A 25,790-nucleotide genomic window follows, 5' to 3' on the forward strand; every position below is an offset into this window, starting at 1 on the left:
CCTGGAAAGGATCAGGACTTCAGAATCGCGGCGCTCCAGGGAGCCAGTGCCAGTGCGTCGCCTTCGATGGCGGTACCCTCATCCGTTGTCAGCAGAACCGACCCGGACACGTCGTCCAGACGCACCTTGGCGTCGGAGAAGTTGAGCAGTACCTCAACACTGCCGCGCCGGAAACGCAGCCAGCCCTCGTCGTCGTCGAACTTCACGGCCGTCTCGCCGAAGCCAAGCCCCGCGAGTTCGGGGTGCTTCCGGCGAAGAGCGGTCAGGGAGCGATAAAGCTCAAGCAGCCGGGCGTGGTCACCGCCGGCGGCTTCGTCCCAGTTCAGCTTGGACCGGCGGAAGGTTTCCGGGTCCTGGGGATCGGGCACGACGGCGGGATCCCACCCCATGCGCTCGAACTCCTTGATCCGGCCCTCTGCTGTGGCCTTGCCCAGTTCGGGTTCGGGATGCGAGGTGAAGAACTGCCAGGGCGTGCTCGCGGCGAACTCCTCGCCCATAAACAGCATGGGCGTAAAAGGCGATGTCAGGGTGAGCACGGCCGCCAGAGCCAGCTGCCCGTAGGACAGCGACTGCGAGAGCCGGTCTCCTGTGGCGCGGTTGCCGATCTGGTCGTGGTTCTGGTTGCAGACCACCAGCGCTGCAGGGTGGACCAAGGCAGGATTAATCGGCCGGCCGTGGTGGCGACCGCGGAAGCTTGAGTAGCTGCCGTCGTGCAGGAAGCCGTCCTTCAAGACCTTCGCCAGGACCTCCAGGGACTGGAAATCCTCGTAATACCCGGTGGTTTCGCCGCTGACGCTTACGTGCACGGTGTGGTGGAAGTCGTCGCTCCACTGTCCGGCAAGCCCGTAGCCGTTGGCGTCCCGCGGGTAGATCAGGCGCGGGTTGTTCAGGTCAGACTCGGCGATCAGCGTCTTCGGGAGCCCGGTTTCCGCCGAAACGGCATCCCCCAGTGCACCAAACTCCTCCAGGATGTGCACAGCCCGCTCATCGCGCAGTGCGTGCACGGCATCGAGCCGGAGCCCGTCCACATGGTAGTCCCGGAGCCACAACGCGAGGTTGTCCAGGATGTACTCACGAACCACATCCGAGCCGGGCCCGTCCAGGTTGACGGCATCGCCCCAGGTGTTGGCGTCCCCCTGCTTCAGGTACGGGCCGAACTTGGGCAGGTAATTGCCGCTCGGGCCGAGGTGGTTGTACACCACGTCCTGGATGACGCCCAGGCCGGCGGCGTGGGCCGCGTCCACAAAGCGCTGGTAGGCGGCAGGTCCGCCGTAGCCTTCGTGGACCGCGTACCACTGCACGCCGTCGTAGCCCCAGTTGTGGGTGCCGTTGAAGCCGTTGACCGGCAGCAGCTCCACGAAGTCGACGCCCAGGTCCACCAGGTAGTCCAGCTTCCCGGCAGCGGCGTCCAGCGTCCCCTCGGGAGTAAAGGTCCCCACATGGAGTTCGTAAATGACCGAACCCTGCAGTTCCTTGCCCTTCCAGCCGCCGTCCTGCCAGGAGTAGGCGGCGGGGTCAAAGGTCCGGGAGAGCTTATGGACGCCGTCAGGCAGCCGGCGCGAGCGAGGATCGGGAACGGGCTGGCCGTCCCCGTCCAGCAGGTAGCCGTAGTCCACATCGCCGTCAGCCGGAGCATCCGGGGCGGTCCACCACCCCTCCGAGCCGGGCGCTGTCTCCTTCTTCAGCATCGGGTACTGCCGGCCGTCCGCCTGCAGGATCACCGAATGTGCGTCCGGGGCCCAGACGTCGAAACGCTCGGGTCCACTGTGTAAGAGGGTCATGCCTTTTCTCCATCCACCGGTACGAGCAAAGCGACGGGGTAGGTACCCAGCACCTCGCCAACCGAAACGGCGCCCGGCCCGTAGCCGGCACCGGTGAGCTCGTCCCGCACAGCGACGGGGAGTTCGACGGCGGTGTCCCGCCAGCCGCCGTCGGCCGCCAGCCCTGCAGGGAGCCGGGTGGCCAGCGTCAGGGCTCCGGTGGCCCCGTCAGCACCGCGGTGGAAGGCGAGCAGGTGATCAGCGGCAGCGCCTGTTGCTGTCACCGGGCTGTAGCCCTGGAACAGTTCGGGCCGGTCGCGGCGGAGCCGGAGCGCACGGGAGGTGACCAGGAGCTTGCTGGTCTCGGTCCCCGCCTCCGGCAAAGTGCCGGCGTCGAGCTTTGCCAGCTCTTCCTGGCGGACCGCGAATTCCAACGGCCGCCGGTTGTCCGGATCGGTCAGGGACCGTTCCCAGAATTCGCTGCCCTGGTACACATCGGGGACACCGGGCATGGTCAACTGGACCAGCTTGGCGGACACGGAGTTGGTGGCGGCGTAGGAGTCGATCCGTGCCACGAAGTCCTCCACCACCTGGGTGACCCGGTTATCGTCGAACGCAGCATCAACCGCGGCCTTGACGGAGGACTCGAACTCCTCGTCCGGGTCCGTCCACTTGGTGGAGTTGCCGGCCTCCCGGGCGGCTTTCTGCGCGTAGCCCTGCAGCCGCTCCCGGCTTGCAGGCCAGGCACCGATGATGGCCTGCCACAGCAGGTTCTCGTATGGGCCGTCCGGAATCGGGGCCAGCTCGCGGAGGCTGTTAAGCGTGGCAGTCCACTCCTGGGGCAGTTCCGCGATCACCGAGATCCGGGCCCGGGCATCCTCGCTGCGCTTGGTGTCGTGCGTGGACATGGTGGTCATGGAAAGCGGAAGTTCCTGCTGCCGCCGGGCCATCCGGTGGTGGAACTCTTCGGGAGAGACAGAGAATTCCGTCGGTTCGGCTCCGACCTCCGTCAGCGTGCCGAGGCGGGTGTAGCGGTAGAACGCTGTGTCCTCCACGCCCTTGGCCATCACCATGCCCGAGGTCTGCTGGAACCGGACCGCGATTGGGTTGGCCGGGTCCAGGAGCAGCGGCAGCAGGGTGCCGACGGCGACCTCCAGTTCGGGCCGGTGGGTCGCCGCGGACTCACAGGCTTCCTTGAGGATCTCGGCACCCGTTGGCAGGTATGACCGGTACACGGGGAAGGCAGCGATGATTTCAGCGATGGCATCGGCGGCTTGTTCCACGGAAAGCCCGTGGGACTCCGGAACCAGGCGGGCCAGCCGCAGCACCTCGGAGCGGAGGATGCCGTCGGCGATCATCCGCTTGGTGCCCCGGATCATTTCGGCGTAGTCCGCGGGGGCTGCTGATTCCCGCAGCTTCGCGTCGAGGTCATCGAGCGGCTGCTCGCCGGCCGGATCAACGAAGACCCGGTCAACATCAGCCAGGGCGTCGTACCCGGTGGTGCCCTCGGTGGCGAAGTCCTGGGGCAGGACCTCGCCCGGCTCGAGGATCTTTTCCACCAGGATGTAGGCCCCGCCGCTGAGGTCCTTCAGCCACCGCAGGTAGCCGGCAGGATCCGCCAGTCCATCAGGGTGGTCCACGCGGAGCCCGTCCACGAGCCCTTCGTTGAACCAGCGGCCGACTTCGGCATGGGCTTCCTCGAAGACGCGGGGCGTCTCCACCCGGATGCCGGCCAGCGTGGTGACCGCGAAGAAGCGCCGGTAGTTCAGCTCGGCATCGGCGCGGCGCCAGTCGATCAGCTCGTAGTGCTGGCGGCTGTGGACCTCTTGCGGCGAGTCACCGTCGGAATAACTGCCCTCGGCCAGCGGAAAGCGGTGGTCGTAGTAGCGGAGTTCGCCGTCCTTGACCTCCAGCTTGTCCAGGTCCTCAGAGGAGCCCAGCATGGGGAGGCGGATCTTCCCGCCTGCCAGATCCCACTCAACGTCGAAGGCGTCGGCGTACGGCGAACCCTGCCCTTCCTTCAGCAAGGACCACCACCAGGGGTTCTGCGCCGGCGTGGCCACGCCCACGTGGTTGGGCACGATGTCCACGAGGACACCCATGCCGTGCTCGCGGGCAGCCTTGGAGAGAGCCAGCAGCCCTTCCGGGCCGCCCCGCTCCGGGTCCACGGCGGAGGGGTCGGTCACGTCATAGCCGTGGTCCGAGCCCTGCTCCGCCGTCAGGATGGGCGAAAGGTAGATCCAGTCGACGCCAAGGTCCTTGAGGTACGGGACCTTGTTCGCAGCATCGAACAGGGTGAAGCTGCGGCGGATCTGCAGCCGGTAAGTGGAAGCCGGAACCCTCACTTCTCGCTCGCCTTCCGCGCCCCCACCTTGGTGGTCTTCCCGGGTTCAGCGATAACAGGGGTGCTGATGGATTCCCCTTCGCTGGTGGTGGCCTGCGTCAGCGCCGCGAGGGATGCGGCCACGGAGTGGTCCGGCTCCACTTCCTCGACGGTGTGGGCCCGCAGGACCACCAGGGACTTGGCTTCCACGGGCAGCGGCTCTCCGGCGGCGACGGGCTCGGTGTCCGCGTTCTGCCCGGCGGTGTCGATCATGACGTCCCAGGCAGGGGCGTACTCGTCGGACGGGAGCGTGAACTTGACGGTGTCATCGTGCGCGTTGAAGTACAGCAGGAAGCTGACGTCGGTGATCCGGCGGCCCCGGCTGTCCTTGCCCTGAATACCGTCGCCGTTAAGGAAGACGCCCACGGACCGGCCGAACCCGCTGTCCCAGGCCTCGGGCTTCATGGTTTCGCCGTCCGGGTCCAGCCATACGATGTCCGGCAGCCGCTCGCCCTCGCCCCGCAAGACCGGCCTGCCGTCGAAGAATCGGCTGCGCCGGAACGTGGGGTGCTTGGCGCGGAGGGCGTTGACCGCTGCGGTGAACTCAACCAACGGCTGGTCAATGGTCTCCCAGTGGATCCAGGTCAGCTCGGAGTCCTGGCAGTACCCGTTGTTGTTGCCCTGCTGGGTGCGTCCCATTTCGTCGCCGTGCAGGAGCATGGGCACGCCCTGGGACAGCAGCAGCGAGGCGATGAAGTTGCGCTGCTGGCGGGCCCGCAGTGCCAGGACCTCGGGATCGTCCGTGGGGCCTTCGACGCCGCAGTTCCAGGAGCGGTTGTGGGATTCGCCATCGTTGTTGCCCTCACCGTTGGCGTCGTTGTGCTTTTCGTTGTAGGAGACCAGGTCCGAGAGGGTGAAGCCGTCGTGGGCGGTGACGAAGTTGATGGACGCCACGGGGCGGCGGCCGGAGTGCTCGTACAGGTCCGCCGAACCGGTGATGCGGGAGGCGAATTCGCCCAGCGTTGCGGGCTCGCCGCGCCAGAAGTCGCGGACGGTATCGCGGTACTTGCCGTTCCATTCGGTCCACTGCGGCGGGAAGTTGCCAACCTGGTAGCCGCCGGGGCCAACGTCCCAGGGCTCGGCGATGAGCTTGACCTGGGAGACCACCGGGTCCTGCTGGATGAGTTCGAAGAAGGTGGACAGCTTGTCTACGTCGTAGAACTCGCGGGCCAGCGTGGAGGCGAGGTCGAAGCGGAACCCGTCAACGTGCATTTCGGTGACCCAGTAGCGCAGGGAGTCCATGAGCAGCTGCAGGGAGTGCGGCTGCCGGACGTTCAGCGAGTTGCCGGTGCCGGTGTAGTCCATGTAGTGCTTTTCGTCGCCGTCCATCAACCGGTAATAGGCGGCGTTGTCGATGCCCTTGAAGGACAGCGTAGGGCCAAGGTGGTTGCCTTCGGCGGTGTGGTTGTAGACGACGTCGAGGATGACCTCGATGCCTGCCTTGTGGAGCGAGCGGACCATGGCTTTGAAGTCCTGGACCTGCTGGCCGGTATCGCCGGTGGAGCTGTAGGTGTTCTGCGGCGCGAAGAAGCCGATGGTGTTGTAGCCCCAGTAGTTGTTCAGGCCCTTGTCCTGCAGGGTGCCGTCGTTGACGAACTGGTGCACGGGCATCAGCTCGATGGCGGTGACGCCCAGCTTCTGCAGGTGGGAGATGACGGCGGGGTGCGCCACGCCGGCGTACGTCCCGCGCTGTTCCTCGGGAATCTCCGGGTGCAGCTGGGTGAGGCCCTTGACGTGTGCCTCGTAGATGACCGACTGGTGATACGGAATCCGCAGGTTCTGGTCGCCGTCCCAGTCGAAGAACGGGTTGATGACCACGCCCATCATCATGTGACTGGCGGAGTCCTCGTTATTGATGGTGTCCGGCTCTTCGCCCAGGTTGTAGGTGAACAGCGACGGATCCCAGTCCACCTGGCCGTGGACGGCCTTGGCGTAGGGGTCCAGCAACAGCTTGTTGGGGTTGAAACGGTTGCCCGAAGCAGGATCGTAAGGGCCGTGGACCCGGTAGCCGTACTTCTGGCCGGGCTGGATCTGCGGGATGTAGCAGTGCCAGACGTACCCGTCCACCTCGTCCAGCGCGATGCGGGTTTCCTTGCCGTCGTCGTCAAAAAGGCAGAGTTCCACTTTTTCAGCACGTTCGCTGAACAGGGCAAAGTTGGTGCCGGTCCCGTTGTAGGTGGCGCCAAGGGGATAAGCCGATCCAGGCCAGACTTCCATAATGCTCCTCGTTGAAATTTCGGCAGCAGAGGGACAGGGCCCACTGCTGCCGGTGCGAACTAATGCCTACCGTAACGGCTGGGTACGACTATTACGCTTCCGGAACCCAGAGTTACTAAGCGTGCTTACTTTACCCCAAACTTGGGGTAAGGAGTCGGCGATTCCGCCAGCAGCGATCGGCCCGCCGGAGCTGGCATCCGACGCCGCCCTCCCCGCCCGGCCATGCAGCGCGGCTCCCAGCGCAGCCACGACAGCCCAATGCCCCTCCTCTTTTGCCCCCTGCGTTCGTGAGCGTCCGACGTCGGGACCCGCCTGGGCGAGCAGCGCACCGATGATGCCCGCGAGCACGTCTCCGCTGCCTGCGGTGGCGAGCCAGGGGGTGCCGTCGGCCTGGCTGTACACATCCCCGGACGGTGCTGCGACCAGCGTGGTGGCGCCCTTGAGCAGGACCGTCGCACCGGTGAGGGTGGCGGCTTGGCGCGCGGCCCCGAGGGTTCCTGCCTCTACTGTTGCGCGGTCCTGGCCAGCGCCCAGCCTCTTCAACAGTGCAGCGAGCTCGCCGGCGTGCGGAGTCAGCACCACGTGCGGGGCGAGCACAACAGGAAGGGCGGGCAGGGCACCGGCGTCGGCCACCACGGGGAGGCCGGAGTCGACGGCGTCCCGGGCGCGCTGCAGCTGTTCGTGGTCTGCTGGTCCCATGCCGGAACCCACCAGCCACGCCTGGACCCGGTTATCGGCTGTCGTGCCGGTACTGCAGACAACTTCAGGGCAGGATTGACGGACCAGGTCGGCGACCCCGGGCGGCCCGAGGTACCGCACCATGCCTACCCCACCTGCCAGGGCTCCCCTGCATGCCAGGACGGCCGCGCCTGGATAGGCAGCGGATCCCGCCACCACTCCCAGGACTCCCCGCGAGTACTTGTGGGCACGCCGGGCAGGGTTGGGAAGAAGGCCCGCGAGGTCTTCATCTTCGAGCCGGCGAACGGCCGGCCGGCCGAAATTCTCCTCGATGCCGATGGGCACCACTTGCACACTGCCTGCGTGATCGGCACCGGGGTCAGCCAGGAGGCCCGCCTTGGCCGCGCCGAACGTCACCGTTATATCCGCGGACAGCACTGGTCCGGAGACCTCGCCGGTGTCGGCGTCGACGCCGCTGGGCAGGTCGCAGGCCACTACAAAGCCGGCAGTGTGTCCCCGGCCGTCCGCGATGGCACTGACCAGGCCGGCAGCACTCCCCCGCAGCCCGCCTTTCGCACCTGTCCCCAGCACAGCATCGATGACGACGTCGGCGCGCGCCGCTTCTGCCGCCAGTTCGCTGAGTGCCGCGTCCGTAAGGTGCCGGACCCTGCCGCCGGCACGCTTAAAAGCAGCCAGGGCTTTGGAATGGGCTGAATCAGCGGTAAGCACCGCCGTCGTACGCATCCCCCGGGCGGCGAGGGCAGCACCGGCGTACAGACCGTCCCCGCCGTTGTTGCCTTTGCCGGTGAGCACCACAACATTGGAGCCGTAGAGCCGGTGGCTGCGGGACTTGAGCTCGAGCACCACGGCGTGGGCCAGCCCGTGGGCCGCGCGCTGCATCAGGACGTCGCCCAGGTTGGCGGCCAGGAGGGGTTCCTCGGCTTCCCGAACCTGGGTTCCGGTGTATGCGCTGATCACGTTGTCAGTTGCAGCGGGCCGGTTCAGCCTTCGGCCAGGACCGTGGCCGTGGCGATGCCGCCGTCGTGGCTGATGGAGAGGTGCCAGCGCTTGACGCCCTTGGACTCGGCGACGGCCAGCACGGTGCCCTTGACCTGGACGGTGGGGCCGTTGTGGTCCAGGCCGATCCAGCAGTCCTGCCAGTTCATGCCGGCGGGGGCACCGAGGACCTTCGCCACAGCTTCCTTCGCAGCGAACCTCGCGGCCAGCGAACGGGTGTTCAGCTCCCGCTCGGCGGGGACGAACAACCGGTCCTTCAGGCCGGGGGTGCGCTCAAGTTGGCGGCCGAACCGCTCGATGTCTACAACGTCTACGCCTATGCCAACGATCATGCGGCTTATTCTACGGTGACGTTCCTGCGCTCCCGGTGCGCCGTGCCCGGCGCCAGGTACAAAGAACGCCCCAGGCCAGGGCCCGGGGCGTTCGGTGCAAACAACCGGCGCGTCGCCGATCCGCAGTTACTCGACGGTGACGCTCTTGGCGAGGTTGCGGGGCTGGTCCACGTCGTAGCCCTTGGCTGCGGCGAGTTCCGCGGCGAAGATCTGCAGCGGGACGGTGGTCAGCAGCGGCATGAGCAGGGTGGGGGTTTCGGGGACGTAGAAGACGTGCTCGGCGTAGGCCTTCACGGCTTCGTCGCCTTCCTCGGCGATGACCAGGGTGCGGGCGCCGCGGGCGCGGACTTCCTGGATGTTGGAGACCACCTTGGCGTGCAGGGAGTCGCGGCCGCGCGGGGACGGGACCACCACGAACACCGGCTTGCCCTCATCGATCAGGGCGATCGGGCCGTGCTTGAGCTCACCGGCGGCGAAGCCCTCGGCGTGGATGTACGCGATTTCCTTCAGCTTCAGCGCACCCTCGAGAGCCACGGGGTAGCCCACATGGCGGCCCAGGAACAGGACGGACTGCTCATCGGCCATGCTGCGGGCCAGTTCACGGAGCGGGCCGGCGCCGTCGAGGATGGTCTGGATCTTGTCCGGGATCTTGTTCAGGTCCGCGAGGACGTCCTTGATTTGGCCGGAGAAGATGTTCCCGCGCAGCTGCGCCAGGTACAGGCCCAGCAGGTACGCGGCGGTGATCTGGGCCAGGAACGCCTTGGTGGAAGCCACCGCGATCTCCGGGCCGGCGTGGGTGTAGAGCACGGCATCGGACTCGCGGGGAATCGTGGAACCGTTGGTGTTACAGATCGAGATGGTCTTCGCGCCCTGTTCCCGGGCGTAGCGGACGGCCATCAGGGTGTCCATGGTTTCGCCGGACTGGCTGATGGAGACCACCAGGGTCTTCTCATCCAGGATCGGGTCGCGGTAGCGGAACTCGTGCGCGAGCTCCACCTCGGTGGGGATCCGGCACCAGTTCTCGATCGCGTACTTCGCCACCGTGCCGGCGTACGCGGCGGTGCCGCAGGCCAGGACGATGATCTTGTTGACCTGCTTCAGCAGCTCCGGATCGATCCGGAGCTCGTCAAGGGTGAGGTTTCCGTTCAGGTCCGAACGGCCCAGCAGGGTCTGCCGGACGGCGTCCGGCTGATCGTGGATTTCCTTCTCCATGAAGGAGCTGAAGCCGTCCTTCTTGGCCGAGGCCGGATCCCAATCAACGTGGTATTCCTTGCCGGCGGCCGGGTTGCCGAAGAAGTCGGTGATGTCCACCGACTCCGCGGTGATGGTGACGATCTGGTCCTGGCCCAGCTCAACCGCACGGCGGGTGTAGTCAATGAACCCGGACACGTCCGAGCCCAGGAAGTTCTCGCCCTCGCCCAGGCCCACCACCAGGGGTGAGTTGCGGCGGGCGGCTACGACGACGTCGGGCTGGTCAGCGTGCACGGCGAGGAGGGTGAAGGCTCCCTCGAGGCGCTGGCAGGCGAGCTCCATCGCGCGGGTGAGGCCGCCGTCGGAGACGTCCCCGCCGAGCTTGTTGCGGAAGATGTCCGCCAGCAGCGCCGCGGCCACCTCGGTGTCCGTCTCGGACAGGAACTCCACGCCCTTTTCCAGCAGCTCGAGCTTGAGCTCGGCGAAGTTTTCGATAATGCCGTTGTGGATCACGGCGAGCCTGCCGCCATCAGCCAGGTGCGGATGGGCGTTCCGGTCCGTCGGCCCGCCATGGGTGGCCCAGCGGGTGTGGCCGATCCCGGTCACCGTCTCCGGCAACGGACGTTCCTCCAGCTCGGTGATCAGGTTGCTCAGCTTCCCCGACTTCTTCCGGGACTCAATCAAACCCTGGGACACCACGGCGACCCCTGCGGAGTCGTAGCCCCGGTACTCCAGCCGGCGCAGCCCCTCAAGAACTACATCCAGCGCACTGTGACTTCCGCCGTGATCAGAACGGCCCACGTATCCTACGATTCCACACATAGGCTCAAGACTATCGGCAGGGGTGCCTGAGATCTAAACCGGGAAGCCTCCCGGGAGCCGCTTCTGTTGCGCACTCACCCTTATGAACGTGCGCCCGCATTTCGCTCTCAGCCGGGCTGGGGGCAGAATCTCTATGGTGACTGTGCAACGCAATGACGCGAACGGCGAAGGCGTCTCCCCGTTCGTTGAGCTGGACCGGCAGACCTGGTCCCGGCTTGCAGATGAGATGGAACAGCCTCTTAACCAGGAGGACATCGTCCGTCTCCGGGGCCTTGGCGACCCGCTGGATATCAGGGAAGTACGGGACGTTTACCTTCCGCTCTCCAGGCTGCTGCACCTGTATGTCGAGGCAGCGGGCCAGCTGCATGCCGCCACCACCACCTTCCTGGGTGAGCAGACCCAGCGCACCCCGTTTGTGATCGGCGTGGCGGGATCAGTCGCGGTCGGGAAGTCCACCATTGCCCGCGTGCTGCGTGAAATGCTGCGCCGCTGGCCGGGCACCCCGAATGTGGAACTCATCACCACTGACGGTTTCCTGTACCCGCTGGCTGAACTGAAGCGGCGGCAGCTGCTGGAGCGCAAGGGCTTCCCGGAGTCCTACGACCGCCGCGCGCTCCTGCGTTTTGTGAGCGAAATCAAGAGCGGCGCCGAGGAAGTGCGGGCGCCCTGGTATTCCCACGTCACCTACGACATCGTTCCGGGCAAGGAAGTGGTGGTCCGCCGGCCCGACGTGCTGATTGTGGAAGGGCTCAACGTCCTGGCCCCGGCACGGCCCCGGCATGACGGCCGGCAGGGACTGGCGCTGAGCGATTTCTTCGACTTCTCCATCTATGTGGACGCCAAAACCTCCTACATCGAGGAATGGTACGTGGACAGGTTCCGCAAGCTCCGCACCACCGCGTTCGCACAGCCGGAATCGTACTTCCACCGGTACGCGGCGCTTTCGGACGATGAGGCCGAGAGCACCGCCCGCGATATCTGGAAGCGCATTAATGAGCCCAACCTGGAGGAGAACGTCCTCCCGACGCGCGGCCGGGCACAGCTGGTGCTCACCAAGGAGGCGGACCACTCGATCCGCCGGATGTTGCTCCGGAAGGTTTAGCACAGGTGTGCTACAACTGCGCTCCTCCCTCCGGACGGGCTGAGAGGGCGACGAGCCGGCGCAGCTTCGCTCTCTTCCTCGCGGCGGGGGCAGGACTGACTGTGCTGGCGGCCTGCACGCCGGGGGCACCCGGGGCGGTGGCGCCGTCGTCGGGCTCCCCCTCTGCCTCTGCCTCACCTTCGCTTTCTCCCTCACCGATCACCACGGCGGAGGTCACGACTGAGGCCCCCGCACGTCCCGAGCCGTCCCCCACGCCGTCGCCCTCCTCTGCGCTGCCGCGGCAGTTCTCCCTCACCGACCCTTCCAGCCCGTGGGTCGTCGTGAACAAGCACCGGCCGCTGGTCCCGGCCGGCTACGTGCCGGCAAACCTCGTGCGGCCCGCCATTGCCACAACGGTTTCCGGCGAGGCAGCAATGCTGAACAGTACGACGGCGGAGGCGGCCGAAGCGATGTTCGCGGCTGCCGCGCGGGACGGCGTAGCCATGGTCCTCGCGAGCGGGTACCGCTCCTATGGCACGCAGGTTGTCACGTACAACGGGTATGTCGCCTCCCGTGGCCAGGCCGACGCGGACACGGCCAGCGCCCGGCCCGGCTACTCTGAACACCAGACCGGCTGGGCCTTCGACATCGCGGACGGCGGGGGCGTGTGCAGCTTCCAGCCGTGCTTCGCAGACCAGCCCGCGGCCGTGTGGGCAAAGACCAACGGTCACAAGTTCGGGTTTGTGGTGCGGTATCCATGGATGCTCCACCCCGTCACCGGCTACTACTACGAGCCTTGGCACCTGCGGTACATCGGCGTGGAGGCAGCCACGGACATGGTGAACCGTGGCATCAACACGCTGGAGGAGTACTTCGGCGTGGAGGCGGCGCCCGGGTATCCGTAGGGCTTAGGGGCAGGCTGCGTTCCCAACACGCACCGGGGAGATTGCCGCCCTTCAACAGCGGTCAACGAAGCTGGGCTAGCTTGGTTCCTATGCTGAGTGGATTCAAGAATTTCATTATGAAAGGCAACGTCGTTGACCTTGCCGTCGCCGTCGTTATTGGAACTGCCTTCGGCGCAGTGGTTACGGCGCTGGTGAACAAGGTGTTGATGCCCTTTGTCGCTGGGCTGGTGGGCTCCCCCAACTTCGACAGCTTCGCGAAGGTTGACCTGAACGGCAACGCCATCGAGTTCGGTGTCCTGCTGACCGCAATCGTCAATTTCCTGCTGATCGCCGCGGCCATCTACTTCGTCGTGGTGATGCCAATGAACCTGATGATCGAACGCCGGAACCGCAAACTGGGGATCAACCAGGACGTGAAAGAGGTGTCTGCCGAGGATCCGCAGATCGCGCTGCTAACCGAGATCCGCGACGCGCTCAAGAGCCGCACGCCTTAGGTCCTCGCACAACGCAAGCGGCCCGCCTTCCGAAGGAGGCGGGCCGCTTTTTGCTATTTCCGGGGTTTACTCGGAGACGAGTTCCAAAGCGAGCTCTGCGCGGACTACCTGAGCCAAGTGTTCAGCGATGGACTGGGCGGTCTCTTCGTCGGCAGCCTCCACCATCACCCGGACAACGGGCTCCGTGCCGGAGGGGCGGAGCAGGACGCGGCCGGTATCGCCGAGCGCGGCTTCCGCCGCCGCCACGGCCTGGGCCAGGACTTCACTGCCGCCAACCCTGGTGCGGTCCACGCCCTTGACGTTGATGAGTACCTGCGGAAGCTTAACCATCACCGTGGCAAGTTCCTTGAGCGGCTTCCCGGTCAGGGCAATCTGGGCTGCGAGCTGCAGTCCGGTGAGGACGCCGTCGCCCGTGGTGGCGTGGTCGGCGAAAATGACGTGCCCGGACTGCTCGCCGCCGAGGTTAAAGCCGCCGTCGCGCATTTCCTCGAGGACGTACCGGTCCCCCACTGCGGTTTCGCGGATGCTGATGCCGGCGTCGCGGAGCGCGATCTTGAGGCCAAGGTTGCTCATTACGGTAGCTACGAGGACGTCATCCCTGAGCTTGCCCGAGGCTTTCAGCGCGACTGCGAGGATGGCCATGATCTGGTCGCCGTCCACCTCGTTGCCCTCGTGGTCCACGGCGAGGCAGCGGTCGGCGTCGCCGTCATGGGCAATGCCCAAGTTTGCGCTGTACTTCACCACGGCTTCTTTGAGGGGACCCAGATGGGTGGAGCCGACGCCGTCGTTGATGTTGTGGCCGTCCGGGTCCGCGCCGATGACCACGACGTTCGCGCCGGCGTCCTTGAACACTTGAGGCGAGCAGCCGCTGGCGGCGCCGTGGGCGCAGTCGAGGACAACCGTGAGGCCGTCCAGGCGGTGCGGCAGGGTCTGGAGCAGGTGGACGATGTAGCGGTCCTCGGCGTCGGAGAAGCGCTGGATGCGTCCGACGTCGGCTCCAACCGGGCGCACTGCTTCCTTAGACATTTGCGCCTCGATGGCGTCCTCGACCTCGTCGGGGAGCTTCTGGCCGCCGCGGGCGAAGAACTTGATGCCGTTGTCCGGCGCAGGGTTGTGGGAGGCGGAGATCATCACGCCGAAGTCCGCGTCCAGATCGGCGACCAGGTAGGCGGCGGCAGGGGTGGGGAGGACACCGGCGTCGTACACGTCAACGCCGGAGCTGGACAGCCCGGCCTCCACCGCGGCGGCAATAAACTCACCGCTGGCGCGCGGGTCCCGGGCTACTACGGCGCGCGGCCTGGAGCCGTTGGTATTGCGGTCGTGGCCGAGCACGACGGCGGCCGCCTGGGCCAGCTGCATGGCCAGCTCCGCAGTCAACAGACCGTTCGCCAGCCCCCGGACACCATCAGTTCCAAATAATCTAGACACCGGTCAAGTCTAGAGGATGGGGTGGGTTGAGCTTGAAACGGCAGGTGAGGCGCCGTCTAATGGCTGTTTACCTGCTTTGGCACGCCGACCGGGAGCCGAAATTCCTCCATGCTCCTAAAGCAGGAGCACTTAGCGCAAAACGGCAGAAGCCCGCCCCGCCAATGGCGGGACGGGCTTCTGTGCAAACGGGTTTAGCGCTTGGAGTACTGCTGAGCCTTGCGGGCCTTCTTGAGACCGGCCTTCTTACGCTCGATGACGCGGGCGTCACGTGAGAGGTAGCCGGCTTTCTTCAGCGTGGCGCGGTTGTTCTCGACGTCGATCTCGTTCAGTGAACGGGCGATGCCGAGGCGCAGGGCGCCGGCCTGGCCGGAGATGCCGCCGCCGTGGATACGGGCGATGACGTCGTAGGCGCCTTCGAGATCAAGGATCTTGAAGGGCTCGTTGACGTCCTGCTGGTGCAGCTTGTTCGGGAAGTAGTTGTCCAGCGCGCGGCCGTTGATGGTCCACTTGCCGGAGCCGGGAACAACGCGGACGCGTGCAACGGCTTCCTTGCGGCGGCCAACTGCTGCGCCGGCAACGGTCAGTGCCGGGCGCTCCTTCTTCGGCGCAGCGGCGTCAGCAGCTGAGCTTTCAGAGGTGTAGCTGGTCAGGGTTTCCTCAGCCTCTACGGCTTCGGTGGTCTCTTCGTTCTGAGCCACGATTCTCCTTGTATAGATAAGTTGTTTGGTGGCCAGGACTACTGGGCGACCTGGGTAATTTCGAAAGTCTTGGGCTGCTGGGCGGCGTGCGGGTGCTCAGCACCGCGGTACACCTTCAGCTTGCCCAGCTGCTGTGCAGCGAGGGAGTTCTTCGGGAGCATGCCCTTGATGGCCTTCTCAACGGCGCGGACCGGGTTGGATTCCAGCAGTTCCGCGTAGTTGACGGAGGTCAGGCCGCCCGGGTAGCCGGAGTGGCGGTAAGCGCGCTTCTGCTCCAGCTTGGCACCGGTGAGGGCGACCTTTTCAGCGTTGATGATGATGACGAAGTCGCCCATGTCCATGTGGGATGCAAAGGTGGCCTTGTGCTTGCCGCGCAGCAGGATTGCGGTCTGGCTCGCGAGACGACCAAGGACAACGTCTGTGGCGTCAATGACGTGCCACTGGCGGTTGATATCGCCGGGCTTCGGGGTGTACGTACGCACGGTGTTTGCCTCGTTCTTATTCTGGCGTTCTTGTTTAGGAGCCACTCAGGGGTGGGCACCTACTATCTGCGCGCTACCGGAACAGAGGTGAGGGCTCTATGTAACCAGTCATCCTGTGGTTCCGAATGTGCACGTTGAGTAGTTATCCTGCAACCGGATTCTCAGCGGGCACGCACCATCGGAATAGGACACGCACAACGACTACCAAGATTAGCGCGTCAGGGGGTTCGGGGTCAAAATGGGGTAGCCGGGGGCTGACTCAGCACTTGCCGGCCTGACGGACGCAGGGGGTCCACGTGTTTGCAATGGGTGATGACGGCTCCGCCGGTTGGCTCCTTGTCATCGGAGCCGCCCTCCTGGGGCTGGTCCTCTCCCCTCTCGCGGAGACCCTCATCGCTAAGTACCTTCCCAGGCTAGGCGGACTTCCCCCTCTCTGCATCAGAATCACGACGGCGGTACTTACCGGCCTTACATGCGGCGCCTTCAGTTTGCGGTCTGGAATGGGGATTGCCCTGCCGGCCTTCCTATTCCTAGCGATTCTCGGCGTTCAACTCGCCCGGATTGACGTTGCACTACATTTGCTGCCTAACCCTCTTATATTAATGCTGCTCGCGGGCGGCTTTTCCTTGTTTTTGATGCCCGGAGTAATCAATCAGCAGGCTGATGATTTGCCGCGCGCACTGCTCGGAGCCGTCATATTGTTTACCGGCTACCTTATTTTGGGACTAACTTCCCCTGGCGGGATCGGAATGGGCGACGTGAAACTCGCAGCGCCCGTCGGTCTCTATCTCGGGTACCTAGGCTGGAGCCAACTGCTCTACGGTGCGCTCCTTGGCTTCATCCTGAATGGCCTGGTTACAGTGCTGATTCTCAGCCGAAAAGACCGGAATAAAACGTCAGAAGTGGCCCACGGGCCCTCAATGCTCGGCGCCCTTGCGGCCGTCACGCTCTTCGTCGCTTAGCAGCGTGGGCGTCCTTCTCCCGCCCTCCCCCTAGCCGACTGCGCCCTCAATCCAAGTAGTGAGTCCCTGTACTCGCTTCGCACTCCGAGTACTGCCCCCGCTTTTCGAGTACGTACTTTTTGCGCCCTTTAAAAAAGTCGAGTACCGCTACGCATTGTTGCCCCTATCCCCTAAATGGCAATGTCTCCTTAGCGAAGTCCAGCCGCTAGCGATTTAGTGGGCAACTGGAATTTCGTTGGAATAAATCCCAATCGATTTCACCGAATTAAGGAAATTACAATGACTTCAATCATGGTCTCGATGATGGCTTTTGTCGCCGGCGTCAAGGATCGCTTCTCGTCTGAGAAGGGCGCAACCGCCGTTGAGTACGGTCTGCTGGTTGCACTGATCGCCGCTGTGATCGTGGGCACCGTCGCGTTGTTGGGAACCGAAATCCATGCCGGGTTCACGACTATCCTCGGCCAACTGGATTAGCCAGCCTTTGCAACAGCCCAGCCTGTGCCCGGGAGCAGGGCGGTAGGTAGGACCGTAAAGTCCACCACCGCCCTCCTGCCGGGCTCCAGCCGCCGAAACGCAGGTTTATCCCGGCCGCAACTCGGCCATCATCCCAGCCGCAGCTTCCCCGAGAATCGGGGCATTTCGAATTCGGTGACACAACATGAATTTATTTGTCCTTCTAAGGTCCCGGCAGCGACGCCGGAACGAAACCGGAGCTGCGGCAGTCGAGTTTGTCCTCATCCTGCCTATTTTCCTGGTCCTCGTCCTGGGCATTGCTGAAATGGGACGGGCGTTCAACATCCAGGTTTCGCTGACAGAGGCAGCCCGTGAGGCCGCCCGATACGCCGCCATCCACAATGCCGAGACGGGCTACACCACTGCCAGTGCGCAGGCTGCGGGCGTAGCAGCAGCCCCGTCCGTCGCCCTGAGCGCCACCGACATCGGCATCTCATATTCCTCGGGCGCGTCGTGTACCACCAGCGGCAACGCCTTAGTCACGGTCACTTACACAACTGCCTGGATGACAGGGTTCCCCAACCTCATTCCGGGAATGCCTGCCACCCTTTCGATCGAAGGCAAAGGAGTTATGCGATGCGGCGGCTGAGATCACGAGCGAGCGAACGGGGTGCCATCGCTCCCCTGTCGGCGTTGATCATGGTGGCCCTCCTGGGCTTCACCGCCTTTGCCGTGGACGTCGCCACCATTTATTCAGAGCACGCCCAGCTGCAGAACGGGGCCGACGCAGCAGCCCTTTCCATCGCCCAAGGGTGCCTGGAAACGCCGCCGGCGGCCGGCTGCGCTGCCCCGGCCACCGAGGCAGCCGCGATGGCAGGTCAGAATGCCCTGGACGCCAACACCAACATTGTCAGTGCCACGGTGGGCGCCGGCGTCGTCAACGTCACCACACAATCCAAGGACACTTCCGGCAACAACCACTTCTCGCTGACTTTCGCGCGAGCCTTGGGAGCCCAGACTGCCGATATCCGAGCAACAGCGCAGGCTAAGTTTGGCGGTTTCGCGGCGGGCAATGTCATCCCACTGACATTCTCGAAATGCGAATCGGATCCCTTTTTCACCAAGGACCTGCAATTCTTCCCGGCGCATGGAAGCTCCCTCGCCTCGGACCCGCTATACGAATGCATAACCCCGTCGTCCTCCGGACTGGAAGTCCCCGGCGGTTTCGGCTGGCTGGACGACCCTTCCCATGACTGCAGCGTCAAGGTGGACATTGCCGACCCATGGGTCGACACAGACACCGGCAACGACTACAACAGCGACTGCGCAACCATGATGAACCGGTGGGGTGCCATTCTGGCGGACCCGTCAAAGACCGTGGAGATTCTGGTCCCTATTTTCGACAACCGGCGCGGCACCGGCTCCAACGCCGAATTCCATCTCGAAGCCTTCGCTCAAATCTCCCTTCGTGGCTGGCATCTGAAGGGTGGCAGCGGCCTGCCCGAAACGTACATGACCTCCGAGGCCACGGCGCTTTCGAATTCCTTAAACCTGAAGAACAGCGATCTTGGAGTCTTCGGCCGCTTTATCAGGAAGATCTCCCTGGCCGAAGCTATGACTCTTGGCGGACCAACAACATACGGGGCCACAGGAGCCCAACTGAGTAATTGACGTCCTTTATGCAGCACCTGGGCTTGGAGCAGCCAGCTCAGCCGAAAATGAACCAAAGGAGAAAGACAAGTGAAGAACCGCCTTCTGGGAGGCATCGTAGCGCTTGTGCTCGCGGTAGTTGGCACCATGCTCCTAGTCTCATATGTCCAGGGTTCCGAAGCCAGGGCCCAAGCTAATTTACAGCCAGTACAAGTATTGGTAATCGAGAAACAGATTCCACGCGGTGCCACCGTGGACCAGATACAGGACTCCGTGCGGCTGGCGTCGTTGCCCGGGGCATCCGTACCCAATGGAGCGCTGAAAAGCCTTGACGGCCTAAAGGATATGGTGGCCGCCGCTGACCTGGTACCCGGTGAGGCCCTCCTTGGCGTCCGTTTGGTGGATCCCACAAGCCTTGCGGCACCCGGCTCGGTCCCGGTGCCCAAGGGAATGCAGGAAGTTTCCGTTCAGCTTGAGGCCCAGCGCGTTGTTGGAGGCCGGATTGCCGCCGGCGACACCGTGGGCATCATGGCGTTGTTCTCAGCTGGCACCGGTACGGGCGCAGGTGAGGAGATCGGGCAGCAAATCTTCCACAAGGTCCTGGTCACCAGCGTCCAGCGCTCCACAGCAAAGGCATCGTCCTCCGGAGACGAGGCAGAGCAGGCTAATACCCAACTGCCAGAGGGCCAACTGCTGGTTACATTCGCCCGGAATGATGTGGACGCAGCAAAAATCGCCTTCGCTGCAGAATTTGGAAAGCTATGGCTCACGAAGGAACCTGGCTCCGCCACAGAAAGCAGCCCGACAGTTGTGAAAAAGACGGAGCTTTTCAAATGAGCAGGTTCATCGTGGTCACCGCTGACAACGCCTTCTCGCAGCGCGCCCAACAAGCCGCCAAGGGACTTCATGGCAGTATCCAAGTGCTGCCGGCCGACTATCTTCCCCCAAGTCCCGAAGATATCCTCCGGGCGGTAAGTGCCGAACCCGCGGAAGTTGTTCTCTTGGGTCCAGGGTTGCCGTCAGAAGATGCAATCCGGATGGCCAGTCTTTTCGACCTGCAATTTCCGGAGGTCAGCATTGTCCTGGTCACGGAGGCCAACGAGGGTATTGCGTTGCCGGCCATGCGCGCCGGCATCCGTGATCTGCTTCGGCCGGATGCGTCGAGTGATGACATCAGAAAGATGCTGGAACGGGCCAGCTTGACCTCCGCCAGCCGCCGCCGGGGACTGGGAGCCACCCTTGCCGAACCCAAGACCGGTGGCCGAATAATTGCCGTAATGTCACCCAAAGGCGGTGTGGGCAAGACCACCGTCACAACCAACCTGGCAGTGGCACTGGGCAAGATCGCCCCCATGAGTGTCGTGGTACTGGACCTCGACTTACAGTTTGGGGACGTAGCCAGTGGTTTACTGCTGGAGCCCGAGCGGACACTGGCTGATGCGGTGACGGGAGCTGCCGTCCAGGACACCCTGGTCCTGAAGTCTTACTTGACGCTGCACAACAGCGGCATCTACGCGCTTTGCGCTCCTGTCAACCCAGCCCACGCTGATCACATCACCGGGGAGCAGGTGGCGCATCTGATCCGGCAGTTAGCCGCCGAATTCCAATATGTAGTGGTCGACACGGCGCCCGGGCTGGGGGATCACTTGTTGGCCACCCTTGATCAAGCAACCGATGCAGTCTGGGTTTGCGGCATGGACGTACCGAGCATCAGGGGGCTGCGAACTGGCTTCCAGATCCTCACGGAGCTGGATCTTATGCCGGACAACCGTCACGTTGTATTGAATTTCGCTGACCGGAAGAGCGGCCTGTCAGTGCAGGACGTGGAGGCCACCATCAGCCGGCCGGTCGATATCGTCCTGCCGCGGTCGAGGGCTGTCCCATTTTCCACCAACAAAGGTGTTCCTCTCCTGCAGGAGGGCAGCCGCGATGGCGTGGCCCGTGGACTCAGACAACTGGCTGAAAGGTTCAAGCCGGGCTGGGAAGAACGACCCCACAAGAAGCTGCACAGAAGGGCACTGGTCTCATGAGTCTTACACGAAGGTTAGATGCCGCACGCGGTCTGGGTGCGCCCGGGGAGATGGGCGCACAAGCGCCGGCCACCCCTTGGGCCACGGCAGGTTTGGACCCGTCAGGATATCCAACGGCCTCACAGGAAGCCCGCAACCACAGCAACGAGTCGAACGAAGCGTTGGCTTCCGTAAAGGACCGGGCCGCCGTGGCACTCTACGAGCGGATGGGCAGCCGAATCACAGACAGCTCCTTGGAAGATTCAGAACTTCAGCAGTACGTGAAAGATGAGCTTCGGAAGATCATCGAGGAAGAAGAAATCCCGCTCACGCTTTCTGAACGCGGACGCCTGGTGCAGGAGATTATCGATGACGTCCTTGGGCTGGGTCCCCTTGAGAAGTTCCTCAGCGACAGCGACATCACCGAAATCATGGTGAATGGGCCCGAAAGGATCTATGTCGAGCGTAAAGGAAAACTCACACTCACCGGGTCCCGCTTTACCGGTGAGGAACACCTTCGGCGTGTGATCGAGCGGATTGTTACCAAAGTTGGTCGCCGGATCGACGAGTCATCGCCGCTGGTGGACGCCCGTCTCAGCGATGGATCGCGCGTCAACGCGATCATTCCGCCCCTGGCCGTGAGCGGTTCATCACTGACCATTCGTAAGTTCGGCCAGGTACCGCTCACAGTCAACAACCTCATCTCCCTCGGATCCATGTCCCCGGAAATGGCTGAACTCCTGAAAGCATGCGTGCGAGCACGGCTCAACATTATTGTTTCCGGAGGCACCGGTACCGGGAAGACCACCATGCTTAATGTGCTCTCGTCGTTCCTGCCGTCCGATGAACGCATCGTGACCATTGAGGACGCAGTTGAACTTCAACTTCAGCAAGACCACGTGATCCGGCTGGAAAGCCGGCCACGGAATATCGAAGGCAAGGGCGAGATTACCATTCGGGATCTGGTACGGAACTCGTTGCGGATGCGCCCGGACCGTATAGTGATCGGTGAAGTTCGTGGCGGGGAGTCCCTGGACATGCTGCAGGCCATGAACACGGGCCACGACGGGTCCATTTCTACAGTCCACGCCAACTCGCCAAGGGATGCCATTTCACGTTTGGAAACGCTGGTCCTGATGGCAGGCATGGACCTCCCGTTGCGGGCCATCCGCGAGCAAATTGCCTCGGCCATAAACGTTATCGTCCATATCTCCCGGCTTCGCGACGGGACCCGCCGCGTCACGCACGTCACCGAAGTGCAGGGAATGGAGGGCGACGTCGTTACCCTCCAGGATGCCTTCACATTTGACTACAGCGCGGGGGTTGACGCCGACGGCAGGTTCCTTGGTCGGGCGAAACCAACAGGGGTCCGCCCCCGGTTCGTCGACCATTTCGCTGAACTCGGCATCCCCATCTCGCCAGCGGTATTCGGCGCTGCGCCCCCCGGAGGTGGATTCCGGTGACGGTCACCCATCCCCTGTTCCTGGTGGCCGGACTTGCCCTCTGTTTCGGTGCGGTCGCGGTGCTCCTGCTCATAACCTTTGGAAGCAGCACCGGACAGATCGCGTTATCCCGGCGCCGGCCAGGGGTCGTGGCGAGTCCGTCCCTCCTCACGCGCGCCACGGATTCCGCCACCGCTTACCTGGAACGAAACGTCAGCCGGAAGGCTGCGTTCGGCAGCAGGGCTTCCCTTGAACAGGCCGGCCTCAAGATGCGCCAGGCCGACTTCATCCTTCTGGTGGCCTGCATCGCTGTTACAGCCGGTGTCATAGGCTTCATTTTGTATGGCTTCCTGGTCGCGCTCCTGTTGTCTGCAGCCACTCCGTTGGTGGCAAGGCTGACCCTCAACGTCCTTTCGGGTCGCCGGCGGACCCGGTTCGACGTCCAACTCGGCGACACATTACAGATGCTGGCCGGGGGCCTCCGTGCGGGGCACAGCCTGATGCGCTGCGTGGATGCGGTCGCCCAGGAAGCCGATGCGCCTACTTCCGAGGAATTCGCGCGGCTCGTGAACGAGTCACGGCTGGGTCGTGACCTGCAGGAGTCCATGCAGGATGCCGCAGTCCGCATGCGGAGCGAGGATTTCAGTTGGATCGGGCAGGCCATCGAGATTCACCGGGAGGTTGGCGGAGACCTGGCCGAGGTCCTGGACCAGGTTGGTGAGACTATCCGAGAGCGAAGCCAGATCAAGGGTCAAGTCAAGGCGCTCAGCGCAGAAGGCCGCCTTTCTGCCTACGTCCTGATCGCCTTACCCGTGGGCATGTTCCTGTACATGTCGGTAGCAGGTAGCGCCTACATTTCCACTCTCTATACCTCTGTCATCGGATGGGTCTTACTCGGAGTGGCGCTGGTCCTTTTGGCAGTCGGATCCTTCTGGCTTAGCCGTGTCGTTAAGATCAAGTTCTAGGAGGCGACCATGACACCCATGGCGTGGCTTTTTGTTGGTCTGATCGTTCTTCCCATTGGCTTTATGGCCTGGCTGCTAGTTGCCGTAGACCGGCGTGGGTTTGCGGCGGTGCAGTCGAACCTTAGCCGGGGTCGTTTCGGCGGTGCTGGCCTTGACGGTTCGCAGGCACCGCGGACGGACGCAAGCGGTCCATCCGACCTTGGCTTGCGCCTCACTCCCAGCCGCTACGCGGCTTGGCTCGACGGGCTGCTTGCCCGCGCCGGCCGGCCGGCGCAGTTGCCCCTCGACAGGCTGTTGATCGCCAAACCTGCCCTCGCGCTTATCGCCTGCATCCTGGGCATCCTGATGATCAGCAGGAATCTGACAGCACCTGCAGTAACGTTCGTGGCGCTTGCGGCTGCTTTGGCTTACTTCATCCCAGACATCCTGATCCACGGGCGCGGCGCGGAACGGCAGAAAGCCATGGAACTGGAACTGCCCAACACGTTGGACCAGATGCTCATCTCCGTGGAAGCCGGCCTTGGATTCGAATCAGCGATGGCCCGGGCCGCACAAAAAGGGAAGGGACCGCTGGCCTTCGAACTGACCCGTACTCTCCAGGACATGCAAGTTGGCAGGAGCCGCCGGGACGCGTACCTGGCTTTGGCCTCGCGGACGGACGTACCGGACCTCCGGACATTCGTTCGGGCAGTGGTCCAGGCCGATGTCTACGGCGTCGCCATCGCCGGCGTTCTCCGGATCCAAGCAAAGCAGATGCGTGTGAAGCGCCGGCAGCGGGCTGAGGAGAAAGCCATGAAACTGCCCATCAAGGTGCTGTTCCCGCTGATGTTCTGCATCCTGCCTGTGCTCTTTATCGTGATCATCGGCCCGGCTGTCATCAATGTGATGGCAAGTTTCGCAGGGAACCTTTAGGTCCTGCTAATCTCCACGCCTCTAAGGCGCCCCATAAACCGGACCCCCTCGGCACCCAGAACCGAGGGGGTCCTCTATGTGACCACGTGTGTTCAAACCCAGCGTCAGCGCAGCGGGAAGCAAGCAAAAGCGCAGGAAAAGTGCGGGAGTGAAAGCGTTTGCGCAGGATGTTCCAAGATCCAGGTTTTGGGCCAAATGCGCTTGCTAGCTTCGTATCAGTGCTGGTGCAGGGCCAGCCATCCGACTCGCTCAGGAGTACAAAATGCTTTCTCTTTACACCAACCTCATGATCCGCCTTCGCACCGAAGAGAAGGGCGCTACGGCCGTTGAGTACGGCATCATGGTCGCACTCATCGCTGTAGTGATCATCATCGCCGTGACCACCCTCGGCGACAGTCTCCTCAACCTGTTCACGGACGTCAACACGGACATCGTCAAGCCGCCCGCCGCAACCACCGCTCCGTAACGCCCTCCCGAGTCCGGTTCCGGACCCGGTACCGGAACCGCACCGCCTCGCGCAGCAGGGTCCAGAATACGAGTCATTTAAGAGGAGGTGCAGCAGGTGTCACACGATTCGGAGCGCGGAGCAGCCGCCGTCGAATTCGCTATCCTGCTGCCTCTCCTCTTGATGCTGGTGCTGGGAACCATCGAGTTCGGCCGGGCCTACAATGCCCAGATCACCCTCACCAATGCAGCCCGAGACGGCGTACGCTACATGGCCATCGTGAAGGACCCGGCCGAAGCCAAGAAGAAAGCCCAGGCTGCGGCTGCCTCGGTCAGTACCATCCCCACCTCGGACATCAAGCTGAGTACCGAAGTTTGCTCGGAGGGTGCCCAAGTGACGCTCACCATCAAGTACAACCTGTCCACCATTACAGGCATTGCAGGGCCGTTCCCCATGACGGGCAAAGGAGTCATGCTGTGCGGCGGCTGACCCAGAACAGAGCAACAAACGAACGCGGCGCCATCTCGGTCATCGTTGCCATCCTCCTGGTGACCCTCCTCGGCTTCGTGGCGATCGCCGTTGACGTCGGAGTCATCTACTCGGAACGCGCGCAACTGCAAAGCGGGGCGGACGCTTCCGCCATAGCAATGGCGCAGAAATGCGCCAAGAACCTCAACGATCCAGCCTGTTCAACGACGTCAGAGCTAGCCGCCAGCCTCGCCAACCAGAACGCCTTGGACGGCATGAGCAAGGTGCACAACATCGAGCTCGACAAGACCGACCGGACCGTCGCGGTCACCACGAGTGCCAAAGAAGTGGGAGGCCCGGACAACTCCGTTTCCCTCTTCTTCGCCAACGCCCTCGGCATTCCCAGCAAGGAAGTCGGCGCACGGGCATCGGCCGCTTGGGGAACTCCTTCCAAAGGACCCGTTATCCTGCCGCTGGCAATTGCCCACTGCAAACTGAACATCCCGGCCGGCGGAACGCAGGGTACGGAACAACTGCTGGAACAGTCCGTCAATGGATGCGGCGGTATCCCAGGCGGGTTCGGCTGGATACAGACGACTTCCACAAAATGCGCCATAACGGCAACAGCTGGCGCGTCCAACAGTTCCGGCATCTGGTTCTCCAGCGACACCGGCGCAAGTGTGCCATCCACGTGCACCGCCGCCGACTTTACGCAGATGAACAACCAGACAGTCCTCCTGCCCCTGTACGACGTAGCGACAGGAACCGGTTCCTCGGGCAAGTACTACATCAAGGGCTTCGCCGCGTTTCATGTCACGGGCTACCACTTCGCCAGCATCAGCTGGACGGCGGGATCGAGAGTGGATAACAAGGCCATCCGTGGCTACTTCGTGAAGTACGTTTCGCTTGCCCAAGGTTTTGAACTCGGCAACACCACAGACTATGGGGCGTCCATCGCCCGCCTCACCCTCTGACCACAACATCAAACCACGGAGT

The 25,790-nt window shown here is 63.6% G+C and carries 24 protein-coding genes; 15 read left to right on the forward strand and 9 right to left on the reverse strand.

What is annotated here, in order from left to right; all coding sequences use genetic code 11:
• Window positions 1–11 precede the first annotated feature (11 nt).
• The 6 genes from treZ to glmS form a co-directional block, all read right to left on the reverse strand.
• Window positions 12–1,781: a malto-oligosyltrehalose trehalohydrolase gene (treZ, locus tag AC50X7_RS05440; protein ID WP_494978079.1), complete on the reverse strand. Its 1,770-nt coding sequence runs from the start codon at window positions 1,779–1,781 to the stop codon at window positions 12–14.
• Window positions 1,778–4,105 carry a malto-oligosyltrehalose synthase gene (gene treY / locus AC50X7_RS05445; RefSeq protein WP_494978080.1) on the reverse strand — a complete coding sequence of 776 codons (2,328 nt, stop codon included), beginning with the start codon at window positions 4,103–4,105 and terminating at the stop codon, window positions 1,778–1,780. The genes treZ and treY overlap by 4 nt, the downstream gene beginning before the upstream one ends.
• On the reverse strand, window positions 4,102–6,360 hold the full coding sequence (gene glgX, locus AC50X7_RS05450) for a glycogen debranching protein GlgX (RefSeq protein ID WP_494978081.1): 2,259 nt from the start codon (window positions 6,358–6,360) through the stop codon (window positions 4,102–4,104). The genes treY and glgX overlap by 4 nt, the downstream gene beginning before the upstream one ends.
• 66 nt (window positions 6,361–6,426) lie before the next feature.
• Window positions 6,427–8,016 (reverse strand): NAD(P)H-hydrate epimerase, encoded by a 1,590-nt coding sequence (locus AC50X7_RS05455; protein WP_494978082.1) that lies wholly within the window; start codon window positions 8,014–8,016, stop codon window positions 6,427–6,429.
• A 23-nt stretch (window positions 8,017–8,039) separates the two neighbouring features.
• Window positions 8,040–8,387 (reverse strand): holo-ACP synthase, encoded by a 348-nt coding sequence (locus AC50X7_RS05460; RefSeq protein WP_307094374.1) that lies wholly within the window; start codon window positions 8,385–8,387, stop codon window positions 8,040–8,042.
• Window positions 8,388–8,513: 126 nt separating this feature from the next.
• Entirely contained in the window at window positions 8,514–10,400 is a 1,887-nt protein-coding gene (gene glmS / locus AC50X7_RS05465) for a glutamine--fructose-6-phosphate transaminase (isomerizing) (RefSeq protein WP_494978083.1), read from the reverse strand.
• A gap of 133 nt (window positions 10,401–10,533) precedes the next feature.
• Here glmS and coaA point away from each other — a divergent pair, with 133 nt between their 5' ends.
• From coaA to mscL, 3 genes are all read left to right on the forward strand, one after another.
• Window positions 10,534–11,502 (forward strand): type I pantothenate kinase, encoded by a 969-nt coding sequence (gene coaA, locus AC50X7_RS05470; RefSeq protein ID WP_307094373.1) that lies wholly within the window; start codon window positions 10,534–10,536, stop codon window positions 11,500–11,502.
• Window positions 11,503–11,507: 5 nt separating this feature from the next.
• Window positions 11,508–12,386 (forward strand): M15 family metallopeptidase, encoded by an 879-nt coding sequence (locus AC50X7_RS05475; RefSeq protein ID WP_494978084.1) that lies wholly within the window; start codon window positions 11,508–11,510, stop codon window positions 12,384–12,386.
• 89 nt (window positions 12,387–12,475) lie between these two features.
• Entirely contained in the window at window positions 12,476–12,880 is a 405-nt protein-coding gene (gene mscL / locus AC50X7_RS05480) for a large conductance mechanosensitive channel protein MscL (RefSeq protein ID WP_104042507.1), read from the forward strand.
• Window positions 12,881–12,946: 66 nt separating this feature from the next.
• On the opposite strand, the gene glmM is transcribed toward mscL, so the two are convergent.
• The 3 genes from glmM to rplM form a co-directional block, all read right to left on the reverse strand.
• Window positions 12,947–14,308, reverse strand: a complete 1,362-nt coding sequence (gene glmM / locus AC50X7_RS05485; RefSeq protein ID WP_494978085.1) for a phosphoglucosamine mutase — start codon at window positions 14,306–14,308, stop codon at window positions 12,947–12,949.
• 191 nt (window positions 14,309–14,499) lie between these two features.
• Window positions 14,500–15,006, reverse strand: a complete 507-nt coding sequence (rpsI, locus tag AC50X7_RS05490; RefSeq protein WP_050684362.1) for a 30S ribosomal protein S9 — start codon at window positions 15,004–15,006, stop codon at window positions 14,500–14,502.
• A 38-nt stretch (window positions 15,007–15,044) separates the two neighbouring features.
• A complete protein-coding gene (gene rplM / locus AC50X7_RS05495; protein WP_015937805.1) occupies window positions 15,045–15,488 on the reverse strand; it encodes a 50S ribosomal protein L13 in 444 nt (147 codons plus the stop codon).
• Between the two features lie 500 nt (window positions 15,489–15,988).
• Here rplM and AC50X7_RS05500 point away from each other — a divergent pair, with 500 nt between their 5' ends.
• The 12 genes from AC50X7_RS05500 to AC50X7_RS05555 all read left to right on the forward strand — a co-directional run bounded on the left by AC50X7_RS05500 (window position 15,989) and on the right by AC50X7_RS05555 (window position 25,768).
• Entirely contained in the window at window positions 15,989–16,450 is a 462-nt protein-coding gene (locus tag AC50X7_RS05500; RefSeq protein WP_494978086.1) for a prepilin peptidase, read from the forward strand.
• A 279-nt stretch (window positions 16,451–16,729) separates the two neighbouring features.
• Window positions 16,730–16,924: a Flp family type IVb pilin gene (locus tag AC50X7_RS05505; RefSeq protein ID WP_494978087.1), complete on the forward strand. Its 195-nt coding sequence runs from the start codon at window positions 16,730–16,732 to the stop codon at window positions 16,922–16,924.
• Window positions 16,925–17,108: 184 nt separating this feature from the next.
• Window positions 17,109–17,552 (forward strand): TadE/TadG family type IV pilus assembly protein, encoded by a 444-nt coding sequence (locus AC50X7_RS05510; protein WP_494978088.1) that lies wholly within the window; start codon window positions 17,109–17,111, stop codon window positions 17,550–17,552.
• Window positions 17,540–18,574: a pilus assembly protein TadG-related protein gene (locus AC50X7_RS05515; protein WP_494978089.1), complete on the forward strand. Its 1,035-nt coding sequence runs from the start codon at window positions 17,540–17,542 to the stop codon at window positions 18,572–18,574. Before AC50X7_RS05510 ends, AC50X7_RS05515 begins: the two co-directional genes overlap by 13 nt.
• A gap of 69 nt (window positions 18,575–18,643) precedes the next feature.
• Window positions 18,644–19,390, forward strand: coding sequence for a Flp pilus assembly protein CpaB (gene cpaB, locus AC50X7_RS05520; RefSeq protein WP_494978090.1), 747 nt, complete (start codon window positions 18,644–18,646; stop codon window positions 19,388–19,390).
• A complete protein-coding gene (locus AC50X7_RS05525; RefSeq protein ID WP_494978091.1) occupies window positions 19,387–20,583 on the forward strand; it encodes a CpaE/TadZ family protein in 1,197 nt (398 codons plus the stop codon). Before cpaB ends, AC50X7_RS05525 begins: the two co-directional genes overlap by 4 nt.
• Entirely contained in the window at window positions 20,580–22,025 is a 1,446-nt protein-coding gene (locus tag AC50X7_RS05530; RefSeq protein ID WP_494978092.1) for a TadA family conjugal transfer-associated ATPase, read from the forward strand. Before AC50X7_RS05525 ends, AC50X7_RS05530 begins: the two co-directional genes overlap by 4 nt.
• Window positions 22,022–22,969, forward strand: a complete 948-nt coding sequence (locus AC50X7_RS05535) for a type II secretion system F family protein (RefSeq protein ID WP_494978093.1) — start codon at window positions 22,022–22,024, stop codon at window positions 22,967–22,969. Before AC50X7_RS05530 ends, AC50X7_RS05535 begins: the two co-directional genes overlap by 4 nt.
• Window positions 22,970–22,978: 9 nt before the next feature.
• Window positions 22,979–23,881 (forward strand): type II secretion system F family protein, encoded by a 903-nt coding sequence (locus AC50X7_RS05540; RefSeq protein ID WP_494978094.1) that lies wholly within the window; start codon window positions 22,979–22,981, stop codon window positions 23,879–23,881.
• A gap of 262 nt (window positions 23,882–24,143) precedes the next feature.
• Window positions 24,144–24,347 carry a Flp family type IVb pilin gene (locus AC50X7_RS05545; RefSeq protein ID WP_494978095.1) on the forward strand — a complete coding sequence of 68 codons (204 nt, stop codon included), beginning with the start codon at window positions 24,144–24,146 and terminating at the stop codon, window positions 24,345–24,347.
• A gap of 96 nt (window positions 24,348–24,443) precedes the next feature.
• Window positions 24,444–24,815, forward strand: coding sequence for a TadE family protein (locus AC50X7_RS05550; RefSeq protein WP_307094360.1), 372 nt, complete (start codon window positions 24,444–24,446; stop codon window positions 24,813–24,815).
• Complete coding sequence (locus tag AC50X7_RS05555; RefSeq protein WP_494978096.1) at window positions 24,803–25,768, forward strand: pilus assembly protein TadG-related protein; 966 nt, start codon at window positions 24,803–24,805, stop codon at window positions 25,766–25,768. The genes AC50X7_RS05550 and AC50X7_RS05555 overlap by 13 nt, the downstream gene beginning before the upstream one ends.
• Window positions 25,769–25,790 lie beyond the last annotated feature (22 nt).

This window comes from Pseudarthrobacter sp. Hb11 (assembly GCF_059383655.1).

What these genes read in the sequence shown, in the direction of transcription:
- treZ (WP_494978079.1), bottom strand. Translation starts at nt 1,781, where the DNA reads ATGACCCTCTTACACAGTGGACCCGAGCGTTTCGACGTCTGGGCCCCG.
- glgX (WP_494978081.1), bottom strand. Translation starts at nt 6,360, where the DNA reads ATGGAAGTCTGGCCTGGATCGGCTTATCCCCTTGGCGCCACCTACAAC.
- AC50X7_RS05460 (WP_307094374.1), bottom strand. Translation starts at nt 8,387, where the DNA reads ATGATCGTTGGCATAGGCGTAGACGTTGTAGACATCGAGCGGTTCGGC.
- glmS (WP_494978083.1), bottom strand. Translation starts at nt 10,400, where the DNA reads ATGTGTGGAATCGTAGGATACGTGGGCCGTTCTGATCACGGCGGAAGT.
- coaA (WP_307094373.1), top strand. Translation starts at nt 10,534, where the DNA reads ATGGTGACTGTGCAACGCAATGACGCGAACGGCGAAGGCGTCTCCCCG.
- mscL (WP_104042507.1), top strand. Translation starts at nt 12,476, where the DNA reads ATGCTGAGTGGATTCAAGAATTTCATTATGAAAGGCAACGTCGTTGAC.
- AC50X7_RS05500 (WP_494978086.1), top strand. Translation starts at nt 15,989, where the DNA reads ATGGGGATTGCCCTGCCGGCCTTCCTATTCCTAGCGATTCTCGGCGTT.
- AC50X7_RS05505 (WP_494978087.1), top strand. Translation starts at nt 16,730, where the DNA reads ATGACTTCAATCATGGTCTCGATGATGGCTTTTGTCGCCGGCGTCAAG.
- AC50X7_RS05510 (WP_494978088.1), top strand. Translation starts at nt 17,109, where the DNA reads ATGAATTTATTTGTCCTTCTAAGGTCCCGGCAGCGACGCCGGAACGAA.
- AC50X7_RS05515 (WP_494978089.1), top strand. Translation starts at nt 17,540, where the DNA reads ATGCGGCGGCTGAGATCACGAGCGAGCGAACGGGGTGCCATCGCTCCC.
- AC50X7_RS05525 (WP_494978091.1), top strand. Translation starts at nt 19,387, where the DNA reads ATGAGCAGGTTCATCGTGGTCACCGCTGACAACGCCTTCTCGCAGCGC.
- AC50X7_RS05530 (WP_494978092.1), top strand. Translation starts at nt 20,580, where the DNA reads ATGAGTCTTACACGAAGGTTAGATGCCGCACGCGGTCTGGGTGCGCCC.
- AC50X7_RS05540 (WP_494978094.1), top strand. Translation starts at nt 22,979, where the DNA reads ATGACACCCATGGCGTGGCTTTTTGTTGGTCTGATCGTTCTTCCCATT.
- AC50X7_RS05545 (WP_494978095.1), top strand. Translation starts at nt 24,144, where the DNA reads ATGCTTTCTCTTTACACCAACCTCATGATCCGCCTTCGCACCGAAGAG.